Source organism: Streptomyces sp. ID05-26A, assembly GCF_033794685.1.
Taxonomy (GTDB): domain Bacteria; phylum Actinomycetota; class Actinomycetes; order Mycobacteriales; family Pseudonocardiaceae; genus Lentzea.
Genome location: NZ_JARAYZ010000001.1, coordinates 2,370,020 through 2,390,692, shown reverse-complemented (window position 1 = coordinate 2,390,692; position 20,673 = coordinate 2,370,020). Strand labels below are relative to the sequence as shown.

The following is a 20,673-nucleotide window of genomic DNA, read 5'->3' as shown; positions in this document are numbered from 1 at the left end:
CACTCACTCACCGGGGAGCTTTCGTGATCACCGACGCCAACTACCAAGCCGCAGAACAACTCCTCCGCCGCCCGGCGGCCCCCGGCGAACTCGTCGTCGGTGACAAAGTCCGTCCACAGTGGATCGAGGACGGCCGCCGCTTCTGGTACCAGATCCGCGACGGCGCGGAACGCCAGTTCGTAGTCGTCGACCCGGCCGCGGGCACCCGCACCCCGGACTTCGACCCGACGCCGTTCCTGCCGACCCCCGGCAACCCGCTGGAAGTGCCTTCGCCGGACGGCAAGATCGCCGCGTCCCGCCGAGGCCACGACCTGTGGGCCCGCTCGGGCGAGGAGGAATGGGCGCTCACGTCCGACGGCGTCGAGGGCCACGGTTACGGCTACGGCCCGGACGCCATGAGCTACGGCACGCTGATGCGCAAGTTCGGCCTCCCGCACATGCCACCGGCCCTGGCGTGGTCCCCGGACTCGTCCAAGCTCCTCGCCCACCGCACCGACCAGCGCAACGTCCGCAGGACGCACCTGATCGAGTCACGCCCGGCCGGTGGCGGCGCCCCGGTCACGCACACCCAGCACTACGCCTACCCCGGCGACGCGGACATGCCCCTGGCCGAACTGGTCGTGTTCGACGTGGAGGCGGGCACGACGGTGTTCGCTGCCTGCGATCCCCTGCTCATGCCGGAGTTCTCGCCGATCACGGCGGGCTGGGCGTGGTGGTCCGACGACAGCACGGCCGTCTACTTCCTGTCCCGCCCCCGCGACCAGCACACCCTTGTGCTGAACCGAATGGACGTCTCATCCGGCGAGGTCCGCGTCGTGGTGAGCGAGACGGACTCCACCCGCGTCGGCCCCAACCAGTTCATGTACGGCACGCCCCTCGTCCGGGTGCTCGCCGACGAGGTCCTGTGGTTCTCACAGCGCGACGGCTGGGGCCACCTCTACCGCTACGACCTGCACACCGGCGCACTGCTCGGCCAGGTCACCTCGGGCTCCTGGCTGGTCCGCGAGGTGCTGCACGTCGACGAGACGAGACGTCTCGTCTCGTTCACGGCCAGCGGACTGGTCGCGGACGACCCGTATCGACGCACGGTGTGCCGGGTCGGCCTGGACGGCAGCGGGTTCGAGGTCGTCACGGACGACTCGCTGGACCACGACGTCACGGCCTCCCCCGACGGGACGTACTTCGTCGACTCCGCGTCCACTGTGGACATGCCGCCGGTGACGACCGTGCGTTCGTGGGACGGCGAAGTGCTGGTGTCGCTGGAGACCGCCGACATCAGCCGCCTGCTCGCCACGGGCTGGACCGCTCCGGAACGCTTTTGCGTCAAGGCGGCCGACGGCACCACGGACATCTACGGCGTGCTCTACAAGCCGCGCGACTTCGACCCGTCCGGCAGCTATGCCGTGGTGGACAGCGTGTACCCCGGACCGCAGGTCACGAGGGTCGACCCGTGCTTCGACCCCGGCGGCATGGGCCTCGACGCGGAACCGTTGGCAGCACTCGGTTTCGTGGTGGTGGCGATCGACGGACGCGGCACGCCGGGCCGTTCGAAGGCCTTCCTCGACGCGTCGTACGGCCGGTTGGCGGACGCGGGCAACCTCGAAGACCACGTTGCCGCACTGCACCAGTTGGCCGAGTCACGGCCGTGGATGGACCTCGACCGAGTCGGCGTCATGGGCCACTCGGGCGGCGGATTCGCTGCCGGACGGGCGATGCTCGCCTTCCCGGAGACCTACAGGGCAGGCGTCGCGCTGTCCGGCTCGCACGACGCCCGGTGCATCGGACTGGGCTGGGCCGAGAACGTCGACGGCGCCGACAACCCGTCAGCCTGGGAGCGCGCCTCGAACGTCGAGCTCGCGGACCGGTTGCAGGGCAAGCTGTTGCTGGTGCACGGCGAGTTGGACGACACCGTGCACCCGGACCACTCGCTGCGGCTCGCGGACGCGTTGATCACGGCCGGCAAGGAGTTCGAGCTGGTGATCGTGCCGGGGTCCGAGCACCTGTTCCTCGACCGAATGGCGTTCGTGCGGACGAAGGCCTGGGACTTCCTGGTGCGCGCGCTGATGGGGGTCGAGCCGCCTGCCTACCGGCCCGCGCCGATCCTGATCGACCCCGAGGTGCTGGGCGAGATGCTCTAGCCGGCTTTCACCTCGGCCAGAAACGCCGACCACGCCTTGTCCGACACGGGCAGGTGCGTGGTCGGCGCCTTGCTGTCCCGGATGCCGACACCACGACCGACCTCGACGCAGTCGCTCGAAGTACCGCTGTAGCTGCTCTTCCGCCAGGTCGTCATGTGCCCGTCTCCTCACGCAAGCAAGCTGGTGATCAACTCCCTCGATTGTTCCTCATCCAAGGCCTGGGCGGCGAGCGCCTCCAACACCTCGTCGTAGGCGGTGATCGAGCCCTTGTCCTCGAGAAACAGGTTGGAGTTGTGGCTTTCCAGGTAGACCACCGGCTCGAACTTCTCGTAACCGAGCCTGGTGAACGAACCTGCGAGTCCGGCGTGTACGCCGATCGCGAGCGGAACGACCCTCACGCTGACATAGGGCCGGATGGACATGCGAAGGAGTTCGTTCAGCTGCTCGACCATCAACTCGGCGCTACCGACTTGCAGCCGCAAGGCCTGTTCGTGGATGTAGAAGACGAACTCACGGCTCCGGTGGAAGACCGTCTTCCGCCCAGCCTTGGCGGCCACGATCTCGGCAACCTGTTCGGCCGAGATCTTCGGAACGGCGCGCACGACCTCGGCGCAGTACTGCTCGAGTTGGAGGAGGCCTGGGATGAGGTCCATCGCCCACACGAAGACCTTGTTGGCGAGCCGCTCCTGGTCGATCAACGTGGTCAGCTGCTTGGGCACGCCGTCGTTGAACTCCAGGTATCCCTTCTCGCGGGTCTCCCTGAAGAGCGCGAGCAGGCGGCGGGCTTCGTCCGGCTTCACCGTGCAGAGGCCGAGGAGCATCGCCACTTCGACCTCTGTGACGCCGCCCTTGCCCTTGACCAGGTCGGAGACCTTGGCCTCTTCCCAGTCGAGCAACTCGGCGATCCGCCGCTGCGTCATCCCGGTGGACTGGATGACGTCGCGGACGCCATCACCGAACGAGCGGCCGACCACGCTCGAAAATCGTTTCGGCATGGTCGGAAGCTAGAACCACCGGCCCCGGCTCTTCCATCGTTCGGCCCCGACTCGCCACGAAGGAAGTACTTCTTGGAGCGCTTCTAAATCCGCTTCGAGATCAGCGGGTACTCGACGACGAGGCCGTTGGGGTCGACCTTGATGTTCTGCTCGAACCCGCCGCTCTTGAACCGCACCACCGAGACCTCGTCGCCGACCGAGACGGTCTTGTAGGTCTGGGTGACGGCCTTGACCGACAGGTCGGGCAGGGACACGCGGACGACGGGCAGCGCGTGCTCGCCCGGTTCACGGTGCAAACCCAACCGCCGGATCGGGATGGCGTTGAACAGCACGGCGAACTGGACGTCGACGTCGAGGGCGTCGTTGAACGTCTCGCGCTTGCTGCCCTGGCCGTGGTCCACCAGCCAGGCGCCGTCCTCGGTCCTCGACAGGGAGCACTGGCGCTCTTCGAGGACGGTGGCCGTGCGCAGCAGCAGCCGGTTGACCTGGCCGCTCTCGCCCACGGACACCTCGAAGGAGGCGTTGAACTGCTCGTCGGGGCCGGCGGCGACGAGACGGCCGGACGCGCGGAGGCGTTGGTCGCTCGACAGGAGCAGGCGGACCTGCTCCAGCCGCGGCTCGTGGATGCCCTGCCAGGTGATCATGTCCGGCCTGCGGGCAGAAGGAGAGCGGGTCTCTCCGGAGGAGGTGACCCGCCCAGCGTCAGTGGCGTTGAAGGAGTTCACTCATCCACCTGGAAGGATGTCCTTGATCTTCTCGGCGACCGAGTCGACCTGCTGTTCGTGACCGAACTTGCCTGCGATGAAGTCCGCCGCGGCGTCCACGCCCTGGTCGACCTTCTCGTGGTTCTGCTCAGCGAGGTCCAGGGCCTTGTTCTTGATCTCGTCGAAGTTCATGTGATGCTCCTTCGTCCCTGACGCAGGGTACCCGAGTAGGGCCCGCGTGGTGATAGTCCGCGATCACGCTAACTGCGCCTGGACAAGTCGGCTCTGTGAAACGAGGATGTCGCTACCGCCGCCTGGTCGGCCGCCTTCGCGGTCAGAACCAGGAGGATGCTCGATGACACGACTCCTGCGTGGAGTTATGTCCGCAGTACTGCTGTTGCCGCTCGTCGCGGTCTCCTCGGCCAACGCCACGGCCGACGTTCAGGGGAAAGCGAAGTTCACGGTGACGACCACGGCCACGAGCGTCGCGGCCCGCAGCGATCGGCGTCCGGTCGCTGGAGGGGTCTACGACAAGAAGGTGAACAAGACGTTCATCTCGTGGGCCGGCCAGTACGAGGACAGCTACGTCCAGTCGTACGACCACCGCAAGTCCACTTGGTCCGCACCCAACCGGATCGCGGACGGTGCGTCGGACGCGCACAACTACCCGACCATGGTCCAGGCCAAGGACGGGCACCTGCTCATCTTCCGCGGCATGCACAACATCGAGTTGCGCATGTCCCGCTCGCCCAAGCCGAACTCGGCCGACGGCGTCTGGGAAGAAACGCTGATCTCGAAGAACGCGGCCACGTACCCGATGCCGTTCGTCACGCGCGACGGCACGATCTACGTGTTCTACCGCGAGACGACGCGTGACCTCGACGGCACGACGCCGACGGACACGCGCCCGATGCTCTACGTGGTGTCCAAGGACAACGGCAAGACGTGGAAGACCTCCACGGACCTGACCGGGGACCGCTTCGCGATCGGCTCGACCGCCCGCGCGGACAACATGAACGAGATCTACATCGGTCAGCTCCGCCAGGAGGACAACGGCCGCGTGCGGATCGTCTACACGCTCGCCGGCGGTGGTCCCGAGGGCAACAAGCACGACCGCTACCACCGCAACATCTACTACACGTGGTTCGACCCGCAGAACCGGCACTTCTACTCGGCGGCCGGCAAGGACCTGGGCACCCAGATCGACGACGCCGACCAGGAGAAGCACCTGAAGGTCGCGGAGACCCCGCTGACCCTGCCGAACAACGTGAAGTCGCCCGACTACATCCAGCAGGTGGGCACGACCCTCGGGCAGCCGTTCCTGTTGTGGTTCATGGGCGACGAGGCCGGTGGCCCGCTGCACAACTTCCTGTCCGTCTGGAACGGTCGCAGCTGGGAGACCAAGGAGGTCGCACGGGGCCTGCGCACCCGTGAGGTCGAGAAGGTCGACCTGTTCACGTGGCGCGTCTACGCCACCGAGGACGGCAAGCCGAACGTGAACACGTACCTGGTGCGGCTGGGTCGTTTCTGGTCGCCGGAGACCGTCATCCCGACGGCCAAGCCGGTGCAGCGCGTCGAGATCGTGGACAACTTCCGCGACCCGGCCCGCGCGATCTTCTCCGGTGCCTCGTCCAACCGGGACGTCGCGATCGCCGACGGGGACATCTACGTGGCTGGTCTGAGCCGCCGGTAAACCCTTCGGAAATGGCAAACGCCCCCTGCTCCGGCGCGGAACCAGGGGGCGTTCGTCTGGGGGCTGGCTACCTCAGATCAGGCGCCGGCCTTCTTGCGACGGACCACGAACAGCGCACCGACACCGGCGCCGACGAGGACCAGACCGCCGAGCAGCGGCCACAGGATGGACGCACCGGTCGAAGCCAGGTCGTCCTCGCCGCCACCCGGAGCCGGGTTGGCCGGGGTGGAGGAGGTGGTCGACGGAGTGGTCTCCGGCGCCGTGGTGGTCGTCGTGGTGGTGGTCGTCGTCGTGGTCGTGGTGGTCGGCACGACGCCGACCTTCCAGTCGGCCTTGCCGAGCTTCTCGACCTTGGCCTTCTGCGGCTGGGCGATCACGAGGGACTGCGCGACGTTCTTCGAGTCCTTGTTGTGGGCGACGAACAGGCGGCCCAGCGCGATCTCGGCCTCGGCGGAGAGCTTGAAGTCGGCCTGGCCGTCCTTCGCGTTCGCCGGGACGTTCACGAAGAACTCGGAGATCTTCTCGACGCCCTTGACGGTGATGCCGTCAGCCTTCTGCTTGACCTCGAGCGGGTTGCCCTGGGCGTCGACGATGGTGACACCCTCGGGCAGGTTCGCGGTCAGCTTGATCTCGTTGGCCGTGGTCGTGACCTTGAACGGGCCGATCTTCTCGCCCGGCTTGCCCGACTTCGACTCCGGGTCGATGGTCAGCGTCGGCTTCGGCGCCTCCTCGACCTTGGCCTCGGCGACGAACTTCTTGTACAGCGCCACGACCTCGGCGTCGTTCTTCTTGTTGTCGACGTCGAGCTTGGCGTCGTCGGAGAAGTGCCAGAGCGCGGCCTGCGTGGCGGCGATGACGTCCTGCTTGTCGAGCTTGTCGATGCCGAACGTCTTCTTGATCTCGTCGACCGACTTGTTCGGGTAGGACCGGTTCAGGATCCAGAGGACCTTGCCGGGGTTCTCACCCTTGAACTTGGTGTTCGGGTTGGGGTGCTTGTCCCACGGCACCTCCTTGAGGACGTCGCCGTCCTCGAGCGGGGTCGGCAGCTCGACGCAGTACGCGAGGACGTTGGTGCGGTTCTCGTCGTCCTCGATGCGGAGCTTGATGACCCAGGTGTCCTGCTTCTGGGCCTTGTCGCCGTCCTTGAGCCACACGTTGTGGCCCTGCTCCTGGCCACCGCGGTCCGGAGTGATCTTGATGTCAGCGTGGGCCGGAAGGGCCGACAACGCGAGGATGGCGGAGGCGCCGAGCAGCGCCGTGCCGATCCTGAACCGGGAAGCCATGGGTCTCCTCTTGCTCACTGAAGTTAGGCCCGAACGCGGCGGGAAAGTCAGTCATCCGTCGGGACGGTCGGCACGTCGTCATCGACACTGAACCGACAGGAAGCGAGCGGGACGTTAGCCGATGGGGTGACACACGTATGAGTGAGGTAAGGAACCCATCACCCACTGTGCGTGAGCAGCGGAAACATACTCAGGGTGTCCACAGTGGATAGGCCTGCGATGCATTCATTCCGTCAGGTGACGTTAAATCTGTTGCCGAACAGTTATCAATCGCGACGTTTCGCTACGGATGATCACTGCGGTCGGTTCAGCGACCTAGGCCACCATTTCGGTAACTTCTGCCGGACGAATGTCGCCGGGACGCAGTGAGGTGCCGCGCAGGCACATCTCCCTGGCCTCCGGGCGGTCACCGGTGAGAATCCACCTGGTCAGCCCGGCCAACTGGTAGGCGATCAGCGGCGGAACGGCGTCGCCCACGTGCCGGTACGCGTTTCCGAGGATCGAGACGTCGAAGCGGAACTGGCGCGGGAACCCTTGCAGCAGTGCCATCTCGCGGACCGTGCACAGGCGGTGCTGGACGGGGTGCGCATAACGCCCGTTGCCGACGTGGCCGCATTCGCGCTTGATCGTCCGGGCCGGTTCGTCCCACCACATCCGGCCGTAGACGTCGGGGTGCGAACCCCAGTTCTGCTCTTCGACGATCTTGCGTTGTGCCGGATTCAACAACTCGGCGGTCTCCGGTGTCCGGAGCAGGTCGGCCCACGATCCGCCGTTCGCGGGAATCGCACGCATTCTTTCGAGACTGCGGTCCTGGGAAAAGGTCGGTGAGACGTGAATGGGGTCTTCCAGGTCCGAGACGCCGGCCGCGACGACGGGCAGCTTGCCGATCGCGCGCCGGACCGTGATCGCGGACGGGCGGATCACCCGGCCCGCCCACAGGTCGTCCAGCGTGAGCAGCGGCAACCCGCCGTCGACCGCCACCATCAACGTCCGTTCGCGCAGCTGCGGCAGGCCGAACCGGGACAGCATGTGCGTGCCACCCCAGACGGAGTACCCGATTCGGGTGAGTTCCTCGGCGAGGCTGTCGAAGTGGTGGCGCTGCTTGCCCTTGACGAGCTCGCGGGCGTTCTCCATCAGCACGACCTTCGGCCGCAGCTCCTGCGCGTACACCGCGATCCGGCCGACCAGCGAGTTCCGCGGGTCGTCGCGCAGGTGGTTCTGCGAGGTGATGCGGCTGAAGCCCGAACACGGCGGGCACGCGAGCAGGACGTCGAGTTCGCCGCGCTTGAGGCCCCAGACCTCGCGCAACGCCGACGGCGAGACCTTGCCGAGGTCGACCTCCAGCGGGTCGACGCCGATGTTCACGCGGTAGGTGTCGTTGCAGCGCAACGAACCCAGCTTCGAGCTCGGCTTGCCGATCTGCGCGTCGGCGGCACCGACGACCCGGAAGTCGCGGTGGGCGTGGAAGCCGTAGCTCATGCCGCCCGCACCCGAGAAGATGTCGGCCACCGAGAAGGACACGGCGAGATCGTACGGGCGAGGCGCCGAGGACCTTTCCCTGACATCCCGTACCTTTCCCGCCTATGGAGCTGCCGCGCGCCTGGCAACGGCCTGACCCGTTGCGCGGACTCGACAGGATTTCCTGGACCGAGGTCTACGACGGCCGGGGTGGCGCCGGTCGCGTGCCCCGTCTGCTGCGCTCCCTGATGGACCCCGGCGAGGACGTGCGGCAGGCCGCGCTCTCACAGCTCGCTGAGCGGGTCCTCACCGACGACACGGTGTCCGAGGCCTCGTTCTGCGTCGTGCCGTTCCTGGTGGAACTGGGAGCGTCCTACAAGGTCGCGGGCGACGTGCGGGACAGGGTGATCTTCCTGCTGGCCGCCATGGCGTTGGCGGGCAAGGGGTTCACCGAGGAGGGCCGGCGCACGCACCGCAGGTGGAACGCCCTCGGCCGGGAGCTGCCGCGGACCGCTCCGGACTGGCTGACGCAGACCCGGCACGCCGTCGCCCAGGGTGCGCCGAAGATCTTCGAGGCGCTCGCGTCCGAACGGGTCGCGTGCCTGGTCGCGCTGGCCTGCGCGGTGCCGGAGAAGCTGCCGTCGTTCGTCGGCGGGCTGATCAACGACATGATCGAACTGCCGGGCGAGGAGATGCTCGCGGACGCCGCCGAAATCGCGGTGGCGCTGCTGAAGGACTCACCCGAGTTACTGGGCGTGGACCTGCCGAAGGTGCTGGGCGAGGGGCTCGTGCGGCCGGTGCACCAGCCGCGCGAGGTCGCCGCCGCCCTGATGGGCTACCGGTTCGCCCTCATCTCCGCGTACGGCGATGAGGGCGCCTGGTAAGCGTTCCTACGCGGTCACGGCCTCTTCGATGGCCTGCTCGACCTGGACCTCGTCCTCGACCGCGATGGCGGGTTCGAGGGCACCGAGGCCCGTCCCCCACTCCTGGTCCGCCAGCGCGAACGCGGCGACCGTCAGCGCGGCCACCGGAGCGCCCACGGGCATGTTCTCGCGGTGCAGGTCGAGGTCCAGCCGGCCGCCGATCGGCGACGGGCTCAGCCTCAGCGTGGCGTGCGCGGCCTCGTCGGTGTGCGCGAGGCGGCAGGCCCAGCCGGTGAAGATCACGCGGCGCTCGTCGACCTCGGTCGGCTGCACGGCCCGCACGTTGGCGCCCACGGCACCGGCGCGGTGGTTGTCCGCCGCCTGCAGGACGAGCTCCTCGAACTCCATCGAGGAGACGTCCAGGTCCCAGCCCGCCACGAGGGCGACCTGGACCAGCGCGAGCGGCAGCGTCGGGACGGCGTCCTCGAAGCACACCATCGCGCCGCCGTAGCGGGTGTTGATCTCGGTCGGCAGGAAGCCGTCCTCGGTCGCGATGCCGTCGAGCGTGAACGTGCCGCGGTAGCCGACGGTCTCACGCAGGTGCTCGCCGACGCGGCGGGCCAGGTTGCGCATCTCGTCGCGGATCCACACGGGCGGGTCGTAGAACGACGCGCAGCCCGCGTAGAGGAACTTGGCCTGGCCCTGGCGGCGCGGCACGACCATCTCGATCGGACGGAGCACCGCGGTGCCGTCCGGGAAGACGATGCCGTGCACGCTGACCGGGATGCCTTCGAGGAACGGCATGACGCGGACCTGGTCGCACTTGGGCGCCAGCACGTCGAACGCTTCCTTGGCCTCCTCGTACGACCGCACGCGGCGCACGAAGTTGGCACCGCCGTTGATCGCCGGGCCGTCACCGGACCAGACGACGCCCGCGCCGCGGTCCAGGATCTCCGAGGCGCCCCAGAGGCGTTCGAAGTCGAGGTCGAACACCATCGCGGGCGCACGGCGGGCGCTGAGCTCGTCCCAGAGCGCGTCGATGGTGGTCTTGTTCTCCAGCGCGACCCAGTCGTGCTCACGCGCGTTGATCACCGGACGGCCCTCGAACGAGGGGATCTCGTTGTAGGGCGTGCTGATCACGACGGCTTCGCGGTCCGCGTCGAACTCGCCCAGGATCGCCTTGACCTCGGCGCCCGGCTTGGTCAGCAGCTTGCCGAGACGGCGCTGCTCGACGGCGACGAGGCTGCCCTTGATGCCCAGCGACACCCAGCGGGCGATCTGGGAATCATGCAACGGCGCGTGATCGTCGGTATCGAGCACGAGCGTATGGCGAGCGCCGAGCGCATGGAGCTCATGCGCGCGCTTCGCCAGACGGGTACCACCGGCCAGAACTACGAGCCGGTCACCGAACAACTTGCCGAGGCGCTCGTTGAGCGCTGAGAGGACATGATTCATCGCCGAAAACTCGCTTAAGAGAAGCGGAGGACGTGACCGGCGATCGCCGGGTGACGCGTAGCGTAGAGCCACCCGGTATGTGTGTCGAAGCACGGTCCGGCAACGGCCGGATGAATCTTGCGACGGGCCTGTCGGCTCAAGCCCGGTCGCGAGTGGATCAGACGATGATCTCGCTGCTCAGAGCGAGCGAGCCGCGTCCCGGAGGACCTGGTCGACGCGGTTGAGGAAGCTTCGCTTCGGGTTGATCGACGGCAGCGGTGCCGTCAGCTCGGCGGGCTGGGCTGCGGGCGCGGCTCCCACGATCTCAGCCACGTTGCGCAGGAACTCCTGCCGCTTGAACTCGTGCACGGCGTGATCGTGCAGAAGTCCGGCGATGCTCGTGTGCACAGCGCGATGGGGGTAACTCACTCGTGTGTTATCGGCGCGGTGAGCGTCGACCTTTAGGGTCAACTCGTGCGAGTTATGGTGACCGGTGCCACTGGGTACGTAGGCCGTGCCGTGGTGCGTGAGCTGCGAGTTCATGGTCATGAACCTGTTTTTTCCCGTCAACGCCTCTCCGAGCCGTTCGAGCCGCCCGATGTGGACGCCGTCATCCACTTGGCCGCCGCGGCCCGTGTCCGCGAGTCGTTCCTTGATCCACTTCCGTACTACGAGACCAACGTGGGCGGGACGCTGAATCTGCTGAATGCTCTTAAGGGGCAACGATTCCTGTTCGCCTCGACTGGGACCGTCTACCGGCCTTCGGACGCTCCGCTGACCGAGGAGTCGGCCCGGGAACCCTCCTCCCCCTACGCCGCCTCCAAGGTCGCCGCGGAGGACCTCGTGGCGTGGACGGCGCGGTCCGGACGGATCGGGGCGACCACTCTCCGTTTGTTCAACGTCGCTGGAGGTGGTGACACGGACACCAGTCGGGTGATCACGCGGGCCGTGGCGTGCGCCGCCGGAACCGTGCCCGGGATGGAGGTCTACGGCGACGGATCGGCCGTGCGCGACTTCGTGCACGTACGCGACGTCGCCGCGGCCTTCGTCGTGGCTCTGGAGGCCTGCGAGGTGGGCACGTCGTCGGTCTACAACGTCGGTGCGACCGCGGCTTCGGTCCGGGACGTGCTGGACGCCGTCGCCGAGGTGACCGGCCGGCCCGCCGACGTGACGTGGAAGCCCGCGCACGCCGGGGAGATTCGATCACTGCGGGCCGACGCCTCACGACTGCGAGCGCTGGGCTGGGAGCCTCGTTCGTCGGCGCTGGAGGAGATCGTCAGGGACCAGTGGCTCGCTTCGGCACCGGCACCCGGTCCAGGTCCTTCGCGATGACGATCTCACCGTCGAACTCGGCGGCGGCCTCGGCCATGAACTCGGCCGGGTCGTCGTAGCGCTGGGAGAAGTGGGTCAGCACGAGCTTGCGGACCCGGCAGTCCTTCGCCACGCGGGCGGCCTGCTGGGCGGTGAGGTGGCCGTGGTCGCCGGCGAGCTTGGTGTCGCGGGCGAGGTAGGTCGACTCGATCACGAGCATGTCGGCGTTGTCGGCGAGCTCGAAGACGTTGTCGCAGAGCCTCGTGTCCATGACGAACGCGAACCGCTGCCCCTTGCGGGGTTCGCTGACGTCCTCCAGCTTCACGCCGTTGAGCTCGCCCTCGGTCTGCAGGACGCGGACCTGCGGCCCCTGGATGCCGTGCTCCTTGAGCTTCTCCGGGAGCATGCGGTGGCCGTCGGGCTCGGTCAGGCGGTAGCCGACGCTGTCGATGCCGTGGTCGAGCTCGAAGGCTTCGAGCCGCCCGAACTTCCCGTTGGCGATCTCGCCGTCACCGGTGACCGGCACCTCCTTGATGTCCGCGGCGTCGTAGAAGGCGCTCGCGTACCGGAGGCGTTCGAAGAAGTGGGCGCCCGACTTCGGGTAGTGCGCGTGGACGGTGTGCGGAACCCGGTCCAGGCTGAGTCGCTGGACGATGCCGGGGACGCCCAGGCAGTGGTCGCCGTGGAAGTGGGTGATGCAGATCCGGGTGATGTCGCTCGCAGCGGCACCCGATCGCAGGAGCTGCCGCTGGCTGCCGTCACCGGGGTCGAACAGCAAGCCCTCGCCGTCCCACCTGAGCAGATAGCCGTTGTGGTTGCGCTGGCGGGTCGGGACCTGGCTGGCCGTTCCCAGGACGATCAGTTCCCGGACTGTCACCCCCTGACGTTAACGTGCGTCCTATGCGGAGCGTGGAAGTAGCGGCGTCATGGCCTGTCGAGAACGTGGCGGTGGCCGTAGTCGCCGACGGTGCCGTCGTGGGTTCGCTGGGCGATCAGCAGCGCGTGTTCCCGCTCGCGTCCGTCACGAAGCTGCTGACCTCGTACGCCGTGCTGGTGGCCGTCGAGGAGGGCGCGGTCGAGTGGGACCAGCCCTGTGGTCCTTCCGGTTCGACCGTGCGGCACCTGATCTCGCACACCGCCGGGTACGCGTTCGACAAGCCCGAGGTGCAGGCCGCCCCCGGCACGCGGCGGATCTATTCGAACGCCGGTTTCGACGTGCTGGCCGCTTTCGTGGGCGAGGCCTGCGAGATGCCGTTCGCGACTTATCTGCACGAGGCCGTTTTCGCACCTCTGGGGATGAATTCTTCTTCTTTGACCGGCTCGGCTGGCGCCGGAGCCGAATCCAGTGCCGCTGACCTGGCTCTTTTCGCTGCCGAGCTGCTGTCGCCCCGACTGGTCTCGGCCGCGCTGGTGAACGAGGCGACGTCGGTCGTCTTCGAGGGCTTGAACGGCGTGCTGCCCGGTTACGGAATGCAGAAGCCGAACGACTGGGGCCTCGGCTTCGAAATCCGCGACTCGAAGTCACCGCACTGGACGGGCCTTTCCCATTCCGCGCGCACGTTCGGTCACTTCGGGCAGTCCGGCACGTTCCTCTGGGTCGACCCGGAGATCTCCGCGGCCTGCGTGGCCCTGACGGACCTGCGCTTCGGCCCGTGGGCGGTCGAGGCGTGGACGCCGTTCTCCGACGGCGTCCGCGCCGAACTGGTCAGTCGGCGAGCCTGATCGCGAGCTGCCGCAGGACTTCCTGCACGTCGGCTTCCTCGTAGTCGTTCTCGTAGGCCTGCGCCACGCCGTGAAAGGCGTAGAGCAACCCCGCCGTGAACCAGCCGAACTGCGACAACACCTGGTCCATGGCCTGCTTGAGGGCCTGCTGACCAGCCTCGTTGAGCTCGCCGTCGACCTTGACCTCGTAGCTGAACACGCCCTCCTGCAACGACTTGAGCGCCATCCGCAGGTAGTCGTTGGACCCGGCGCCATCGTAGGTGAGCGTCAGGACGCCGAGCGCCCGCTGCATGATCTCCCGCTGCTCCACGCCGCCACTCTGCCCTTTGCTGCCGCGTGCGTCACCTTCCGACACCACCGAGCACAGGATTTCCGGTGACGTCAACGGGTTGATCGACCCACATCGCCGACGGCACGGGTCGGCTACCTTTGGATCATGACTGGCACCGACTTCAGCCGACCGACCCGGCTGGAGGTCGCCAAGGAGCACGTGGGACACGCCTTCGGCTCGAGGATCGCGAGCCGGCTCGACACGTTCGACGACGGGACCCTGTACGTCACCGCCGGCGTGCTGGAGCGGCTCCTGGCGTGGCTCGTGGACTTCGTCGCCTACTTCCTCATCGCGTTCACCGGCTTCGTCGTGTTCGTGCTCGCGTTCCGCGACAGCGGGACCTCCGACAACGTGACCACCCTGACGATGCTCGGCCTGCTGGCGTGCGCGCCGGTCTTCTACGGCCTGTTCTTCGGCAACGGCCGAGCGCTGGGCGCGATGCTCACGGGAACCCGCCTCGTTCGCGTGGACAACGGCGGCCGGATCGGCGCCGCGGCCTGCTGGGCCATGATCGTGCGCACCCTGCTGTTCCCCTTGTTGATCGCCGCCTTCATCGCAGCCGGGGCGGCCGTCGGCTCACTCAGCAGGATCAGCATCGACGACGCCGCCACCCGCCGGCTGCACGAAGCCGGGTTCCTGCGCCTCAACGCGGTCGAACAGCGCTGAGCATCCGCTAGGTGGTCTTCCACTGCTCCACGCCGCCATTCGGCCTCCAAGATGGCGTCGGCCTGCTCGTGGTCGATCGACACTCCCAGCACGACCCCGCCGTCACGCGGGAAGGCGAGCATCACGTACTCCAGTCCGCGGGGTGAAGTCCTTTGGACGCGTAGAGCCACGTGCCCGACTCGTGCCAGGAATCGACGTGGCTTTCGAGGAAGTGCTCCGCGTCGTGGCGGCGCAGGACCGGCAGCCGGACGTAAACGTCGAAGCAAGGAGCCAGGAGGACATCCTCGCCCGGAAAGCGATCAGGGCCCCAGTGGATAAGTCCACTGGGGCCCTGAGCTTGTGCGCTCGGCAGGATTCGAACCTGCAACCTTCTGATCCGTAGTCAGATGCTCTATCCGTTGAGCTACGAGCGCGAGCTATTCAATTATAACCGATCCCCTAGAGGCTCGGCCTTGCGGAGGCTCCGGGATTTGAACCCGGGATGGGGGGTTACCCCAAACCGCATTAGCAGTGCGGCGCCATAGACCAGACTAGGCGAAGCCTCCCGGGACCATCCTCGGCCACGGGACATAGGTTACACACGTCCTCAACCGAGTTGCAAAACGCCCCCCTCAAACCCCAGAACGCGCTGGTCAGAGCACGTCCCAGCAACCGGAGAGGGGCGTTAAACGCCTGGTCGCGCCGAGCGGAGTGACCTAGATCATTCCGAGGCGATCTCCAGGAACGGTTGCAGGGACTCGGGATTGCGGAGTGCGCCCCTGCTGACGGCTCGGTCCGGGTCCATGCCGGCCAGGATCTTCTTGACCGGGACCTCGCACTTCTTGCCGTTCAGGGTGCGCGGGATCTCGGCGACGGCGACGAAGCGGTTCGGGACGTGGCGGGGGGACAGTGAGGCTCGCAGTTCGCGGCGCAGCAACGGTTCCACGTCGGCCAAAGCAACCCCTTCGAGCACCACGAAGCAGAGGAGTTCTCCCTCTGTGGCGCCCGAAGTGTCGATCACCAGGGAGTCGACGACGCCCTCTACGGACTCGACGACGCGGTAGAACTCCGAGGTGCCCATGCGGACGCCGCCTCGGTTCAGGGTCGAGTCGGAGCGGCCGTAGATCACCGCCGAGCCCCTCGGGGTGATGCGGATCCAGTCGCCGTGGCGCCAGATTCCGGGATATGTGTCGAAGTACGCGTCGCGGAGCTTCGTGCCGTCCTCGTCGCCCCAGAAGAAGACCGGCATGGACGGCATGGGCTTGGTGATGACCAGTTCGCCTACCGCGTCGTCCAAAGCGTTGCCGGCTTCGTCGTAAGCGTGGACCGCTGCGCCCAGGGCTCGGCAGGAGAGTTCGCCGAGCCAGACCGGGCGGTCCGGGGAGGCTGCCACGAAGGCGGTGCAGAGGTCGGTGCCGCCGGAGACCGAGGCGATCTGGACGTCCTTGCCCACGGCGGAGGCGATCCAGCGGAAGCCTTCCGGGCTCAGGGGTGCGCCGGTCGAGCCGACCACGCGCAGGCCCGTCAGGTCGTGGCGGGACGACGGGTCGAGGCCTTCCTTGAGGCACGACTGGACGTACGGGGCGGAGGTGCCGAAGTAGGTCACGCGGTGCTGTTCGGCCAAGTGCCACAACGTGTTCAGCGACGGGTACGCCGGGCTGCCGTCGTACAGGACGATGGTGGTGCCGACCATGAGGGCGCCCACCAGGTAGTTCCACATCATCCAGCCGGTGGTGGTGAACCAGAAGAAGCGGTCGCCCGGGCCGAGGTCGCTGTGCAGGCCGAGCATCTTGAGGTGTTCGAGGACGATGCCGCCGTGGCCCTGGACGATGCCCTTGGGCAGGCCCGTGGTGCCGGACGAGTAGAGCACCCACAGCGGGTGGTCGAACGGCACCGGGGTGAACTCCAGGGCCGCGCCCTCGAAGGAACTCACCAACTCCGCGAACGAGTGGGTGTCCGGCAGCGAGGAGCCGTTGTCCAGGTAGTCGATCAGGACCGTGGCGCGCAGGCCGGGCAGTTGCGCGCGGATCTCCTCGACGACCGGGCGGCAGTCGAACGACCGTCCGTTGTAGACGTAGCCGGAGACCGCGACGAACACCGCGGGCTCGATCTGGGTGAAGCGGTCGGCCACGGCGCGGGCGCCGAAGTCCGGGGAGCAGGACGACCACGTGGCGCCCAGCGAGGCGGCCGCCAGGAACGCGATGAGGGCCTCGGGGGCGTTCGGGACGAGTGCCACCACCCGGTCGCCCTGCGAGACGCCCAGAGAGGCCAATGCGGCCCGGAAAGCGGCCACGCGCGTGCGCAGCGCACCGAAGGTCAAAGAAGAGGCGACGCCGTCTTCGCGATGGAAGATCACGGCGAGGTCGTCGTCGTCACCGCGGCGGAGTGCGTGCTCGGCGTAGTTCAGGGAAGAACCCGGGAACCACTCGGCGCCGGGCATCTCCGTCGAACCCAGGACGCGCTCATAGGGCGTGTGGAACCGAACGTCGAAGTACGAAGCAATGGCGCCCCAGAACCCCTCGAGGTCCGAGACTGACCACTCCCACAGCGACTCGTAGTCGGGGAGGTCGTGCCCGCGGTCTGCCAGCCACGAGCGGAAAGCGGTCATCCCGTTGTCCCTTGTGGGGTCCGGGCGCCACAGCAGTTCGACGTCGGTGTCGGTCATGCCCCATGTCTAACCGAGGCACAACCCCACGTCCATGTGTGATTGGCGGACTTGCGGTAGCCCGCCGGTGTGGAACTATCCCGCCGCGATCAACTCGTCGACGGCGCTGGTCAGGCGGGAGGCGTCGGCCGGGGCGAGCACCAGCCAGCCGTCCTGCCTGCGCAGGAGGTAGCGGCCCTCGCGGGTGTCGAGCCACGACACCGAACGTCCGGTCGGGCGGGGCACGCCGTCGCGGTTGCGGGCCGTGAGACCCAGCTCGCCGCCGCCGATGCGGGAGGTGACGATCCGCATCAGGTTGTGCGCCTCCGGCTCGCGGATGCCCACGTCGCGCAGCACGTCCAAGAACGCCTGCTTGCCTTCCTGCTCACCTGCCTGACCTGCACGGACGTAGTCGTCCCAGCGCACGTTCACGGCACGGCCGGTGCCCGGCGCGAGGCCTGGCAACGATGACACCGTGGCCGAGGCCAGCGACGTCGGGTGGAACGGGTAGAGGTGCACGTCGTCGTTCACCCGAGCGGCGAAGGCACCGCCCCAGCCCGCGCAGGCGATGCCGCGGGCCAGTTCGGTGCCCTTGAAGTACGCGATCTCCAGTGCGCGGTCGAACTCACCGAGGCCGCTGACCAGCGCCCGCAGATCGGGATCCGGCCGCTGGATCGTGCCCAGCCGGCGAGCCTGCAACGTTCGCGAGCTCTCCTCGACGAGACGCTGCCGCGCCGCTCGGGTGGCCCCGACGTGGGGCGTGCCGAGCGGCACGACGCGGTCCTCGCCGTGCACGGCTTGCCACAGCAGGAAGAACTCCTGCGAGCTCACCGTGAACTGGCGTTCGTTCACTGACCGATCACCGGCGGGGCCGCCTTGCGGTCCAGGCCGAAGACGTTGTCGTCCTCTTCCAGGTAGCTCGCCGTCTTGTGTTCCTTGGAGTCGTTCTGGCCGCCGCCGGCCGCAGGGGCACCGGCCATCGGCGCGCCACCCATCGCGAGCGGGTTCTGGAACGCCTTGGTCGTGTTGCCGGGCGCGGCAGACGCAGCGGCCGCGGCGCCACCGGCACCGCCACCACGTGATCCCTCGCTGACACCGGCCGAGCCACCGCCGGTGAGGGCACCACCGGCGCCGCCACCACCGCCGCCCTGGTTGCCGGAGTTGGGGCCGAACGGACGGGCCATGCCGCCGCCGAAGCCACCGGACCCGCCGGCGCCGCCACGGCCACCGCCCGCGCCGCCGCCGAAGCGCGAGGACGCGTTCGTGGTGCCGCGGTTCTGGTTCTGCGTGCCGGTCGTGACGGGAGCACCCGCGCCACCGCCGGCGGTGCCGTCCACGGGCGTGCCCGGCGTACGGCTGGTGAGGTCGGGACCGGTCGGGGTGGGGTTGAGCGGGTTGACCGGGGGCGTGAACTGCGAGGGCACGGTCTGGTCGACCGCGGCCGAGTTGCGCTGGAACGCCGCCATCACGTCCGCCGCGCGGCGGTGCGAGGCGTCGTTGGCAGCGAGGGTGTCGACGGGGCTGGTGCCGATGGTCTCGAAGCCCGCGAACTCACCGCCGTTCTGCGCGATCAGGCGGTCGCGCAGGCCCGCCGAGGCGAACCCGTCGACCTGGTCGATCTGCGCGAGACGGTCCTGCAGCACCGGCCTGGGCGGCAGTGCCGCGTCCGTGGGCACCGGCGGTGCGGGGGCCTTGGGAGGCGGCGGCATCGCGTCACGTGCGGCCTCGACGTTGTTCGTCTCGGTCGTGATCGCGGCCGAGACCTTCGTCGCGTAGTTCGCGGTGTCGTCGACCCAGTTGGTGACCTCGGTGATGCCACCGCGGGCGAGCCTGGCCGACTCGCTGTCCCAACCCACCGAGGAGTCCTCGACGGCCTTGAGCAGGCTCGTGCGCACGCCGGCGATGTCCTCGCCGATCTTCTGCCAGTTCGTGGCGGCGGTCTGGGCACCGGCGAGGTTCACGCCCGTGTGCACCATGTTGTAGAGCTGCTCGTGGCTGTACGTCATCCAGTCGACCGGCTCGTGCAGGTCGTTGCGGTCGTACTTGTCGTCGTTGTGGTGGTGCGACGACTTGTTGTCCTTGTCGCCGTTGCCCTTGTTGTCGTGCGATCCCTGACTCACCAGGACCCCCCGGCGTTCTTCATCGACTGTTCGGCTTCTTCGTCGGCGTCGCGGATGGTGTCGCGGTTGCGGCGCAGTGCGTTGCTGATGTCGTCGAGGACCTTGAAGAGGTCGAGCAACGCCTTCGCGGCGCCCGAGTCCTCGCCGACGGCCAGGTCGGAGAACCTCGCGCTGATCGCCTTGGCGACCGGGTTCTCCCCCAGCTGCAGCGGTGTGGCCAGCTGGTCGGTCGCACGCTTCCACAGGTCCATCACCTGGTCGCGCGCGGTCTCGACCGCCTTGATCAACGCGTCGGCGGACTCGACGTCGAGCGTCAGCTTGCCCCGGTCCGCGGCCTCGTCGAGCTTGGCCGCGGCGTGGCTCGCCTCCGCCTTGTCCACCAGCATCTGCTGCTGGAGGGCGGGTTTCGCCGCCGCCAGCTGCTCAGCCGTGAGCGTCACGGTGGGCGACGTCGTGTCCGCCGGTGTCACCGCTGGTGGTTCCGCCGGCGGAACGGTGCCCGTCGTCGCCGCACCCGTCGTCGGGGTACCTGTCCCAGTGCCTTCAGCCATCCCTCATAACCCCCTGCACTGCTAACTCGTCACCGCAGCACTGAGTGTTACGCGCAGCTACACCCAGTCAGCCGTCCGAAGCACTCCTTAGATGTACCTGGAGGACGGTTCGGTTCCAATCCGCCGGAAAGACCCTTACCTCATGTGAGCGTCGAACCAGTTCAACGCACGAACCCATGCTTCGTCACTCGAAACGGTGAAACGAACCAGATCGGACGCCGTTTCGGAGCTGATCACAGCATCACGAAGCTTGCTCACTTCTTCCGAGTCGTCGTCCCCGAAGATGCCGAGCCACGGGCAGCTGAGGTCGGCGGCGACGTCGACCAGCGCGGGGAGACCCTCCGAGAGCGGCTCGAGGATGCCGGGCGCCTGGACGGTGACGGCCGCGCCGATCGAGCGGCTGGCGGCGACCACCATGGCGACGGTGCCGCCGATGTCGAACCCGACGACGCCCATCTGGTCCGCGCTCACGCCCTGCTGGCCGAGCCAGACGAACGCGACGTCCGTGTCCGCGAGCAGCCGGTCGCCGTTGAGCTTGCTGACCTGGTCCTTGATGTCGGCACCGTGCACCCGGTCCTCGTCGTAGAGGTGCGGCGCTATCGCGAGCCAGCCCTCGTCGGCGAGGCTGCTCACGAGCGTGCGGACGCCCGTCGTGATGCCCCGGGCCTCGTGCAGCACCACGAGCCCGCCCCGCACGGCGGAGTCGGGTTCGGCGATCGTCACCCGCAGCTCACGGCCGTCGGTGAGGGAAAGCGTCTCGGTGCGGGTTGTGGTCATGTTT

22 protein-coding genes and 2 tRNA genes are annotated in these 20,673 nt (G+C 67.9%); 7 read left to right on the top strand and 17 right to left on the bottom strand.

The genetic code is table 11. From position 1 onward, the window contains the following. Positions 1 to 23: 23 nt before the first annotated feature. Positions 24 to 2,138 (top strand): S9 family peptidase, encoded by a 2,115-nt coding sequence (locus PV646_RS11885; protein ID WP_500341465.1) that lies wholly within the window; start codon positions 24 to 26, stop codon positions 2,136 to 2,138. Here PV646_RS11885 and PV646_RS11880 read toward each other — a convergent pair. The 4 genes from PV646_RS11880 to PV646_RS11865 all read right to left on the bottom strand — a co-directional run bounded on the left by PV646_RS11880 (position 2,135) and on the right by PV646_RS11865 (position 4,029). Further along, positions 2,135 to 2,293: a DUF397 domain-containing protein gene (locus PV646_RS11880; RefSeq protein WP_500341464.1), complete on the bottom strand. Its 159-nt coding sequence runs from the start codon at positions 2,291 to 2,293 to the stop codon at positions 2,135 to 2,137. The genes PV646_RS11885 and PV646_RS11880 overlap by 4 nt on opposite strands. A 12-nt stretch (positions 2,294 to 2,305) precedes the next feature. Beyond that, entirely contained in the window at positions 2,306 to 3,133 is an 828-nt protein-coding gene (locus PV646_RS11875) for a DUF5753 domain-containing protein (protein WP_500341463.1), read from the bottom strand. Between the two features lie 83 nt (positions 3,134 to 3,216). Beyond that, positions 3,217 to 3,777 carry a putative glycolipid-binding domain-containing protein gene (locus PV646_RS11870; protein WP_500341462.1) on the bottom strand — a complete coding sequence of 187 codons (561 nt, stop codon included), beginning with the start codon at positions 3,775 to 3,777 and terminating at the stop codon, positions 3,217 to 3,219. Positions 3,778 to 3,858: 81 nt separating this feature from the next. Then, positions 3,859 to 4,029, bottom strand: coding sequence for an antitoxin (locus tag PV646_RS11865; protein ID WP_189156458.1), 171 nt, complete (start codon positions 4,027 to 4,029; stop codon positions 3,859 to 3,861). Between the two features lie 187 nt (positions 4,030 to 4,216). On the opposite strand from PV646_RS11865, the gene PV646_RS11860 reads away from it, so the two are divergent. Further along, the gene (locus PV646_RS11860) at positions 4,217 to 5,530 is read left to right on the top strand and encodes a BNR-4 repeat-containing protein (RefSeq protein ID WP_500341461.1); all 1,314 of its coding nucleotides are present in this window, start codon (positions 4,217 to 4,219) and stop codon (positions 5,528 to 5,530) included. A 77-nt stretch (positions 5,531 to 5,607) separates the two neighbouring features. Here PV646_RS11860 and PV646_RS11855 read toward each other — a convergent pair whose 3' ends face one another. Together PV646_RS11855 and PV646_RS11850 are read right to left on the bottom strand one after the other, a co-directional pair. Next, entirely contained in the window at positions 5,608 to 6,813 is a 1,206-nt protein-coding gene (locus PV646_RS11855; RefSeq protein ID WP_500341460.1) for a thioester domain-containing protein, read from the bottom strand. Positions 6,814 to 7,128: 315 nt separating this feature from the next. Next, entirely contained in the window at positions 7,129 to 8,334 is a 1,206-nt protein-coding gene (locus PV646_RS11850; RefSeq protein ID WP_500341459.1) for a DNA cytosine methyltransferase, read from the bottom strand. A gap of 62 nt (positions 8,335 to 8,396) precedes the next feature. On the opposite strand from PV646_RS11850, the gene PV646_RS11845 reads away from it, so the two are divergent. Next, a complete protein-coding gene (locus PV646_RS11845) occupies positions 8,397 to 9,155 on the top strand; it encodes a hypothetical protein (protein WP_500341458.1) in 759 nt (252 codons plus the stop codon). Positions 9,156 to 9,161: 6 nt separating this feature from the next. Here PV646_RS11845 and PV646_RS11840 read toward each other — a convergent pair whose 3' ends face one another. Then, the gene (locus PV646_RS11840; RefSeq protein ID WP_500341457.1) at positions 9,162 to 10,427 is read right to left on the bottom strand and encodes a hypothetical protein; all 1,266 of its coding nucleotides are present in this window, start codon (positions 10,425 to 10,427) and stop codon (positions 9,162 to 9,164) included. Positions 10,428 to 10,433: 6 nt separating this feature from the next. On the opposite strand from PV646_RS11840, the gene PV646_RS11835 reads away from it, so the two are divergent. Then, positions 10,434 to 10,574, top strand: coding sequence for a hypothetical protein (locus PV646_RS11835; protein WP_500341456.1), 141 nt, complete (start codon positions 10,434 to 10,436; stop codon positions 10,572 to 10,574). Between the two features lie 192 nt (positions 10,575 to 10,766). On the opposite strand, the gene PV646_RS11830 is transcribed toward PV646_RS11835, so the two are convergent. Then, positions 10,767 to 10,976 (bottom strand): hypothetical protein, encoded by a 210-nt coding sequence (locus tag PV646_RS11830; RefSeq protein ID WP_500341455.1) that lies wholly within the window; start codon positions 10,974 to 10,976, stop codon positions 10,767 to 10,769. A 75-nt stretch (positions 10,977 to 11,051) separates the two neighbouring features. On the opposite strand from PV646_RS11830, the gene PV646_RS11825 reads away from it, so the two are divergent. Further along, positions 11,052 to 11,900 carry an NAD-dependent epimerase/dehydratase family protein gene (locus PV646_RS11825; protein WP_500342367.1) on the top strand — a complete coding sequence of 283 codons (849 nt, stop codon included), beginning with the start codon at positions 11,052 to 11,054 and terminating at the stop codon, positions 11,898 to 11,900. On the opposite strand, the gene PV646_RS11820 is transcribed toward PV646_RS11825, so the two are convergent. Continuing rightward, the gene (locus PV646_RS11820) at positions 11,845 to 12,756 is read right to left on the bottom strand and encodes a ribonuclease Z (protein WP_500341454.1); all 912 of its coding nucleotides are present in this window, start codon (positions 12,754 to 12,756) and stop codon (positions 11,845 to 11,847) included. The two genes, PV646_RS11825 and PV646_RS11820, sit on opposite strands and share 56 nt — an antisense overlap. A gap of 23 nt (positions 12,757 to 12,779) precedes the next feature. On the opposite strand from PV646_RS11820, the gene PV646_RS11815 reads away from it, so the two are divergent. Next, positions 12,780 to 13,601 carry a serine hydrolase domain-containing protein gene (locus PV646_RS11815; protein WP_500341453.1) on the top strand — a complete coding sequence of 274 codons (822 nt, stop codon included), beginning with the start codon at positions 12,780 to 12,782 and terminating at the stop codon, positions 13,599 to 13,601. Here the strand turns inward: PV646_RS11815 and PV646_RS11810 are convergent. Further along, complete coding sequence (locus PV646_RS11810; protein ID WP_143027745.1) at positions 13,585 to 13,911, bottom strand: hypothetical protein; 327 nt, start codon at positions 13,909 to 13,911, stop codon at positions 13,585 to 13,587. The genes PV646_RS11815 and PV646_RS11810 overlap by 17 nt on opposite strands. A 126-nt stretch (positions 13,912 to 14,037) precedes the next feature. Here PV646_RS11810 and PV646_RS11805 point away from each other — a divergent pair, with 126 nt between their 5' ends. Then, positions 14,038 to 14,598, top strand: a complete 561-nt coding sequence (locus PV646_RS11805; RefSeq protein ID WP_500341452.1) for an RDD family protein — start codon at positions 14,038 to 14,040, stop codon at positions 14,596 to 14,598. 340 nt (positions 14,599 to 14,938) lie between these two features. Here the strand turns inward: PV646_RS11805 and PV646_RS11800 are convergent. The 7 genes from PV646_RS11800 to PV646_RS11770 all read right to left on the bottom strand — a co-directional run bounded on the left by PV646_RS11800 (position 14,939) and on the right by PV646_RS11770 (position 20,669). Next, a tRNA-Arg gene (locus PV646_RS11800) sits at positions 14,939 to 15,011 on the bottom strand. Between the two features lie 42 nt (positions 15,012 to 15,053). Then, positions 15,054 to 15,143: transfer RNA gene (locus PV646_RS11795), tRNA-Ser, on the bottom strand. Positions 15,144 to 15,298: 155 nt separating this feature from the next. Beyond that, a complete protein-coding gene (locus PV646_RS11790; protein ID WP_500341451.1) occupies positions 15,299 to 17,242 on the bottom strand; it encodes an acetoacetate--CoA ligase in 1,944 nt (647 codons plus the stop codon). A 75-nt stretch (positions 17,243 to 17,317) separates the two neighbouring features. Beyond that, entirely contained in the window at positions 17,318 to 18,073 is a 756-nt protein-coding gene (locus tag PV646_RS11785) for an ESX secretion-associated protein EspG (protein WP_500341450.1), read from the bottom strand. After that, a complete protein-coding gene (locus tag PV646_RS11780; protein WP_500341449.1) occupies positions 18,070 to 19,341 on the bottom strand; it encodes a PPE domain-containing protein in 1,272 nt (423 codons plus the stop codon). The genes PV646_RS11785 and PV646_RS11780 overlap by 4 nt, the downstream gene beginning before the upstream one ends. Then, complete coding sequence (locus tag PV646_RS11775; RefSeq protein WP_500341448.1) at positions 19,338 to 19,892, bottom strand: hypothetical protein; 555 nt, start codon at positions 19,890 to 19,892, stop codon at positions 19,338 to 19,340. The genes PV646_RS11780 and PV646_RS11775 overlap by 4 nt, the downstream gene beginning before the upstream one ends. Positions 19,893 to 20,027: 135 nt before the next feature. Further along, positions 20,028 to 20,669 (bottom strand): dienelactone hydrolase family protein, encoded by a 642-nt coding sequence (locus PV646_RS11770; protein WP_500341447.1) that lies wholly within the window; start codon positions 20,667 to 20,669, stop codon positions 20,028 to 20,030. Positions 20,670 to 20,673: the final 4 nt, after the last annotated feature.

Excerpts from the sequence above, each read along its gene's own strand:
- PV646_RS11880 (WP_500341464.1), bottom strand. The coding sequence starts at position 2,293 with ATGACGACCTGGCGGAAGAGCAGCTACAGCGGTACTTCGAGCGACTGC.
- PV646_RS11875 (WP_500341463.1), bottom strand. The coding sequence starts at position 3,133 with ATGCCGAAACGATTTTCGAGCGTGGTCGGCCGCTCGTTCGGTGATGGC.
- PV646_RS11870 (WP_500341462.1), bottom strand. The coding sequence starts at position 3,777 with ATGATCACCTGGCAGGGCATCCACGAGCCGCGGCTGGAGCAGGTCCGC.
- PV646_RS11865 (WP_189156458.1), bottom strand. The coding sequence starts at position 4,029 with ATGAACTTCGACGAGATCAAGAACAAGGCCCTGGACCTCGCTGAGCAG.
- PV646_RS11860 (WP_500341461.1), top strand. The coding sequence starts at position 4,217 with ATGTCCGCAGTACTGCTGTTGCCGCTCGTCGCGGTCTCCTCGGCCAAC.
- PV646_RS11855 (WP_500341460.1), bottom strand. The coding sequence starts at position 6,813 with ATGGCTTCCCGGTTCAGGATCGGCACGGCGCTGCTCGGCGCCTCCGCC.
- PV646_RS11845 (WP_500341458.1), top strand. The coding sequence starts at position 8,397 with ATGGAGCTGCCGCGCGCCTGGCAACGGCCTGACCCGTTGCGCGGACTC.
- PV646_RS11825 (WP_500342367.1), top strand. The coding sequence starts at position 11,052 with ATGGTGACCGGTGCCACTGGGTACGTAGGCCGTGCCGTGGTGCGTGAG.
- PV646_RS11815 (WP_500341453.1), top strand. The coding sequence starts at position 12,780 with ATGCGGAGCGTGGAAGTAGCGGCGTCATGGCCTGTCGAGAACGTGGCG.
- PV646_RS11805 (WP_500341452.1), top strand. The coding sequence starts at position 14,038 with ATGACTGGCACCGACTTCAGCCGACCGACCCGGCTGGAGGTCGCCAAG.
- PV646_RS11790 (WP_500341451.1), bottom strand. The coding sequence starts at position 17,242 with ATGACCGACACCGACGTCGAACTGCTGTGGCGCCCGGACCCCACAAGG.
- PV646_RS11775 (WP_500341448.1), bottom strand. The coding sequence starts at position 19,892 with ATGGCTGAAGGCACTGGGACAGGTACCCCGACGACGGGTGCGGCGACG.
- PV646_RS11770 (WP_500341447.1), bottom strand. The coding sequence starts at position 20,669 with ATGACCACAACCCGCACCGAGACGCTTTCCCTCACCGACGGCCGTGAG.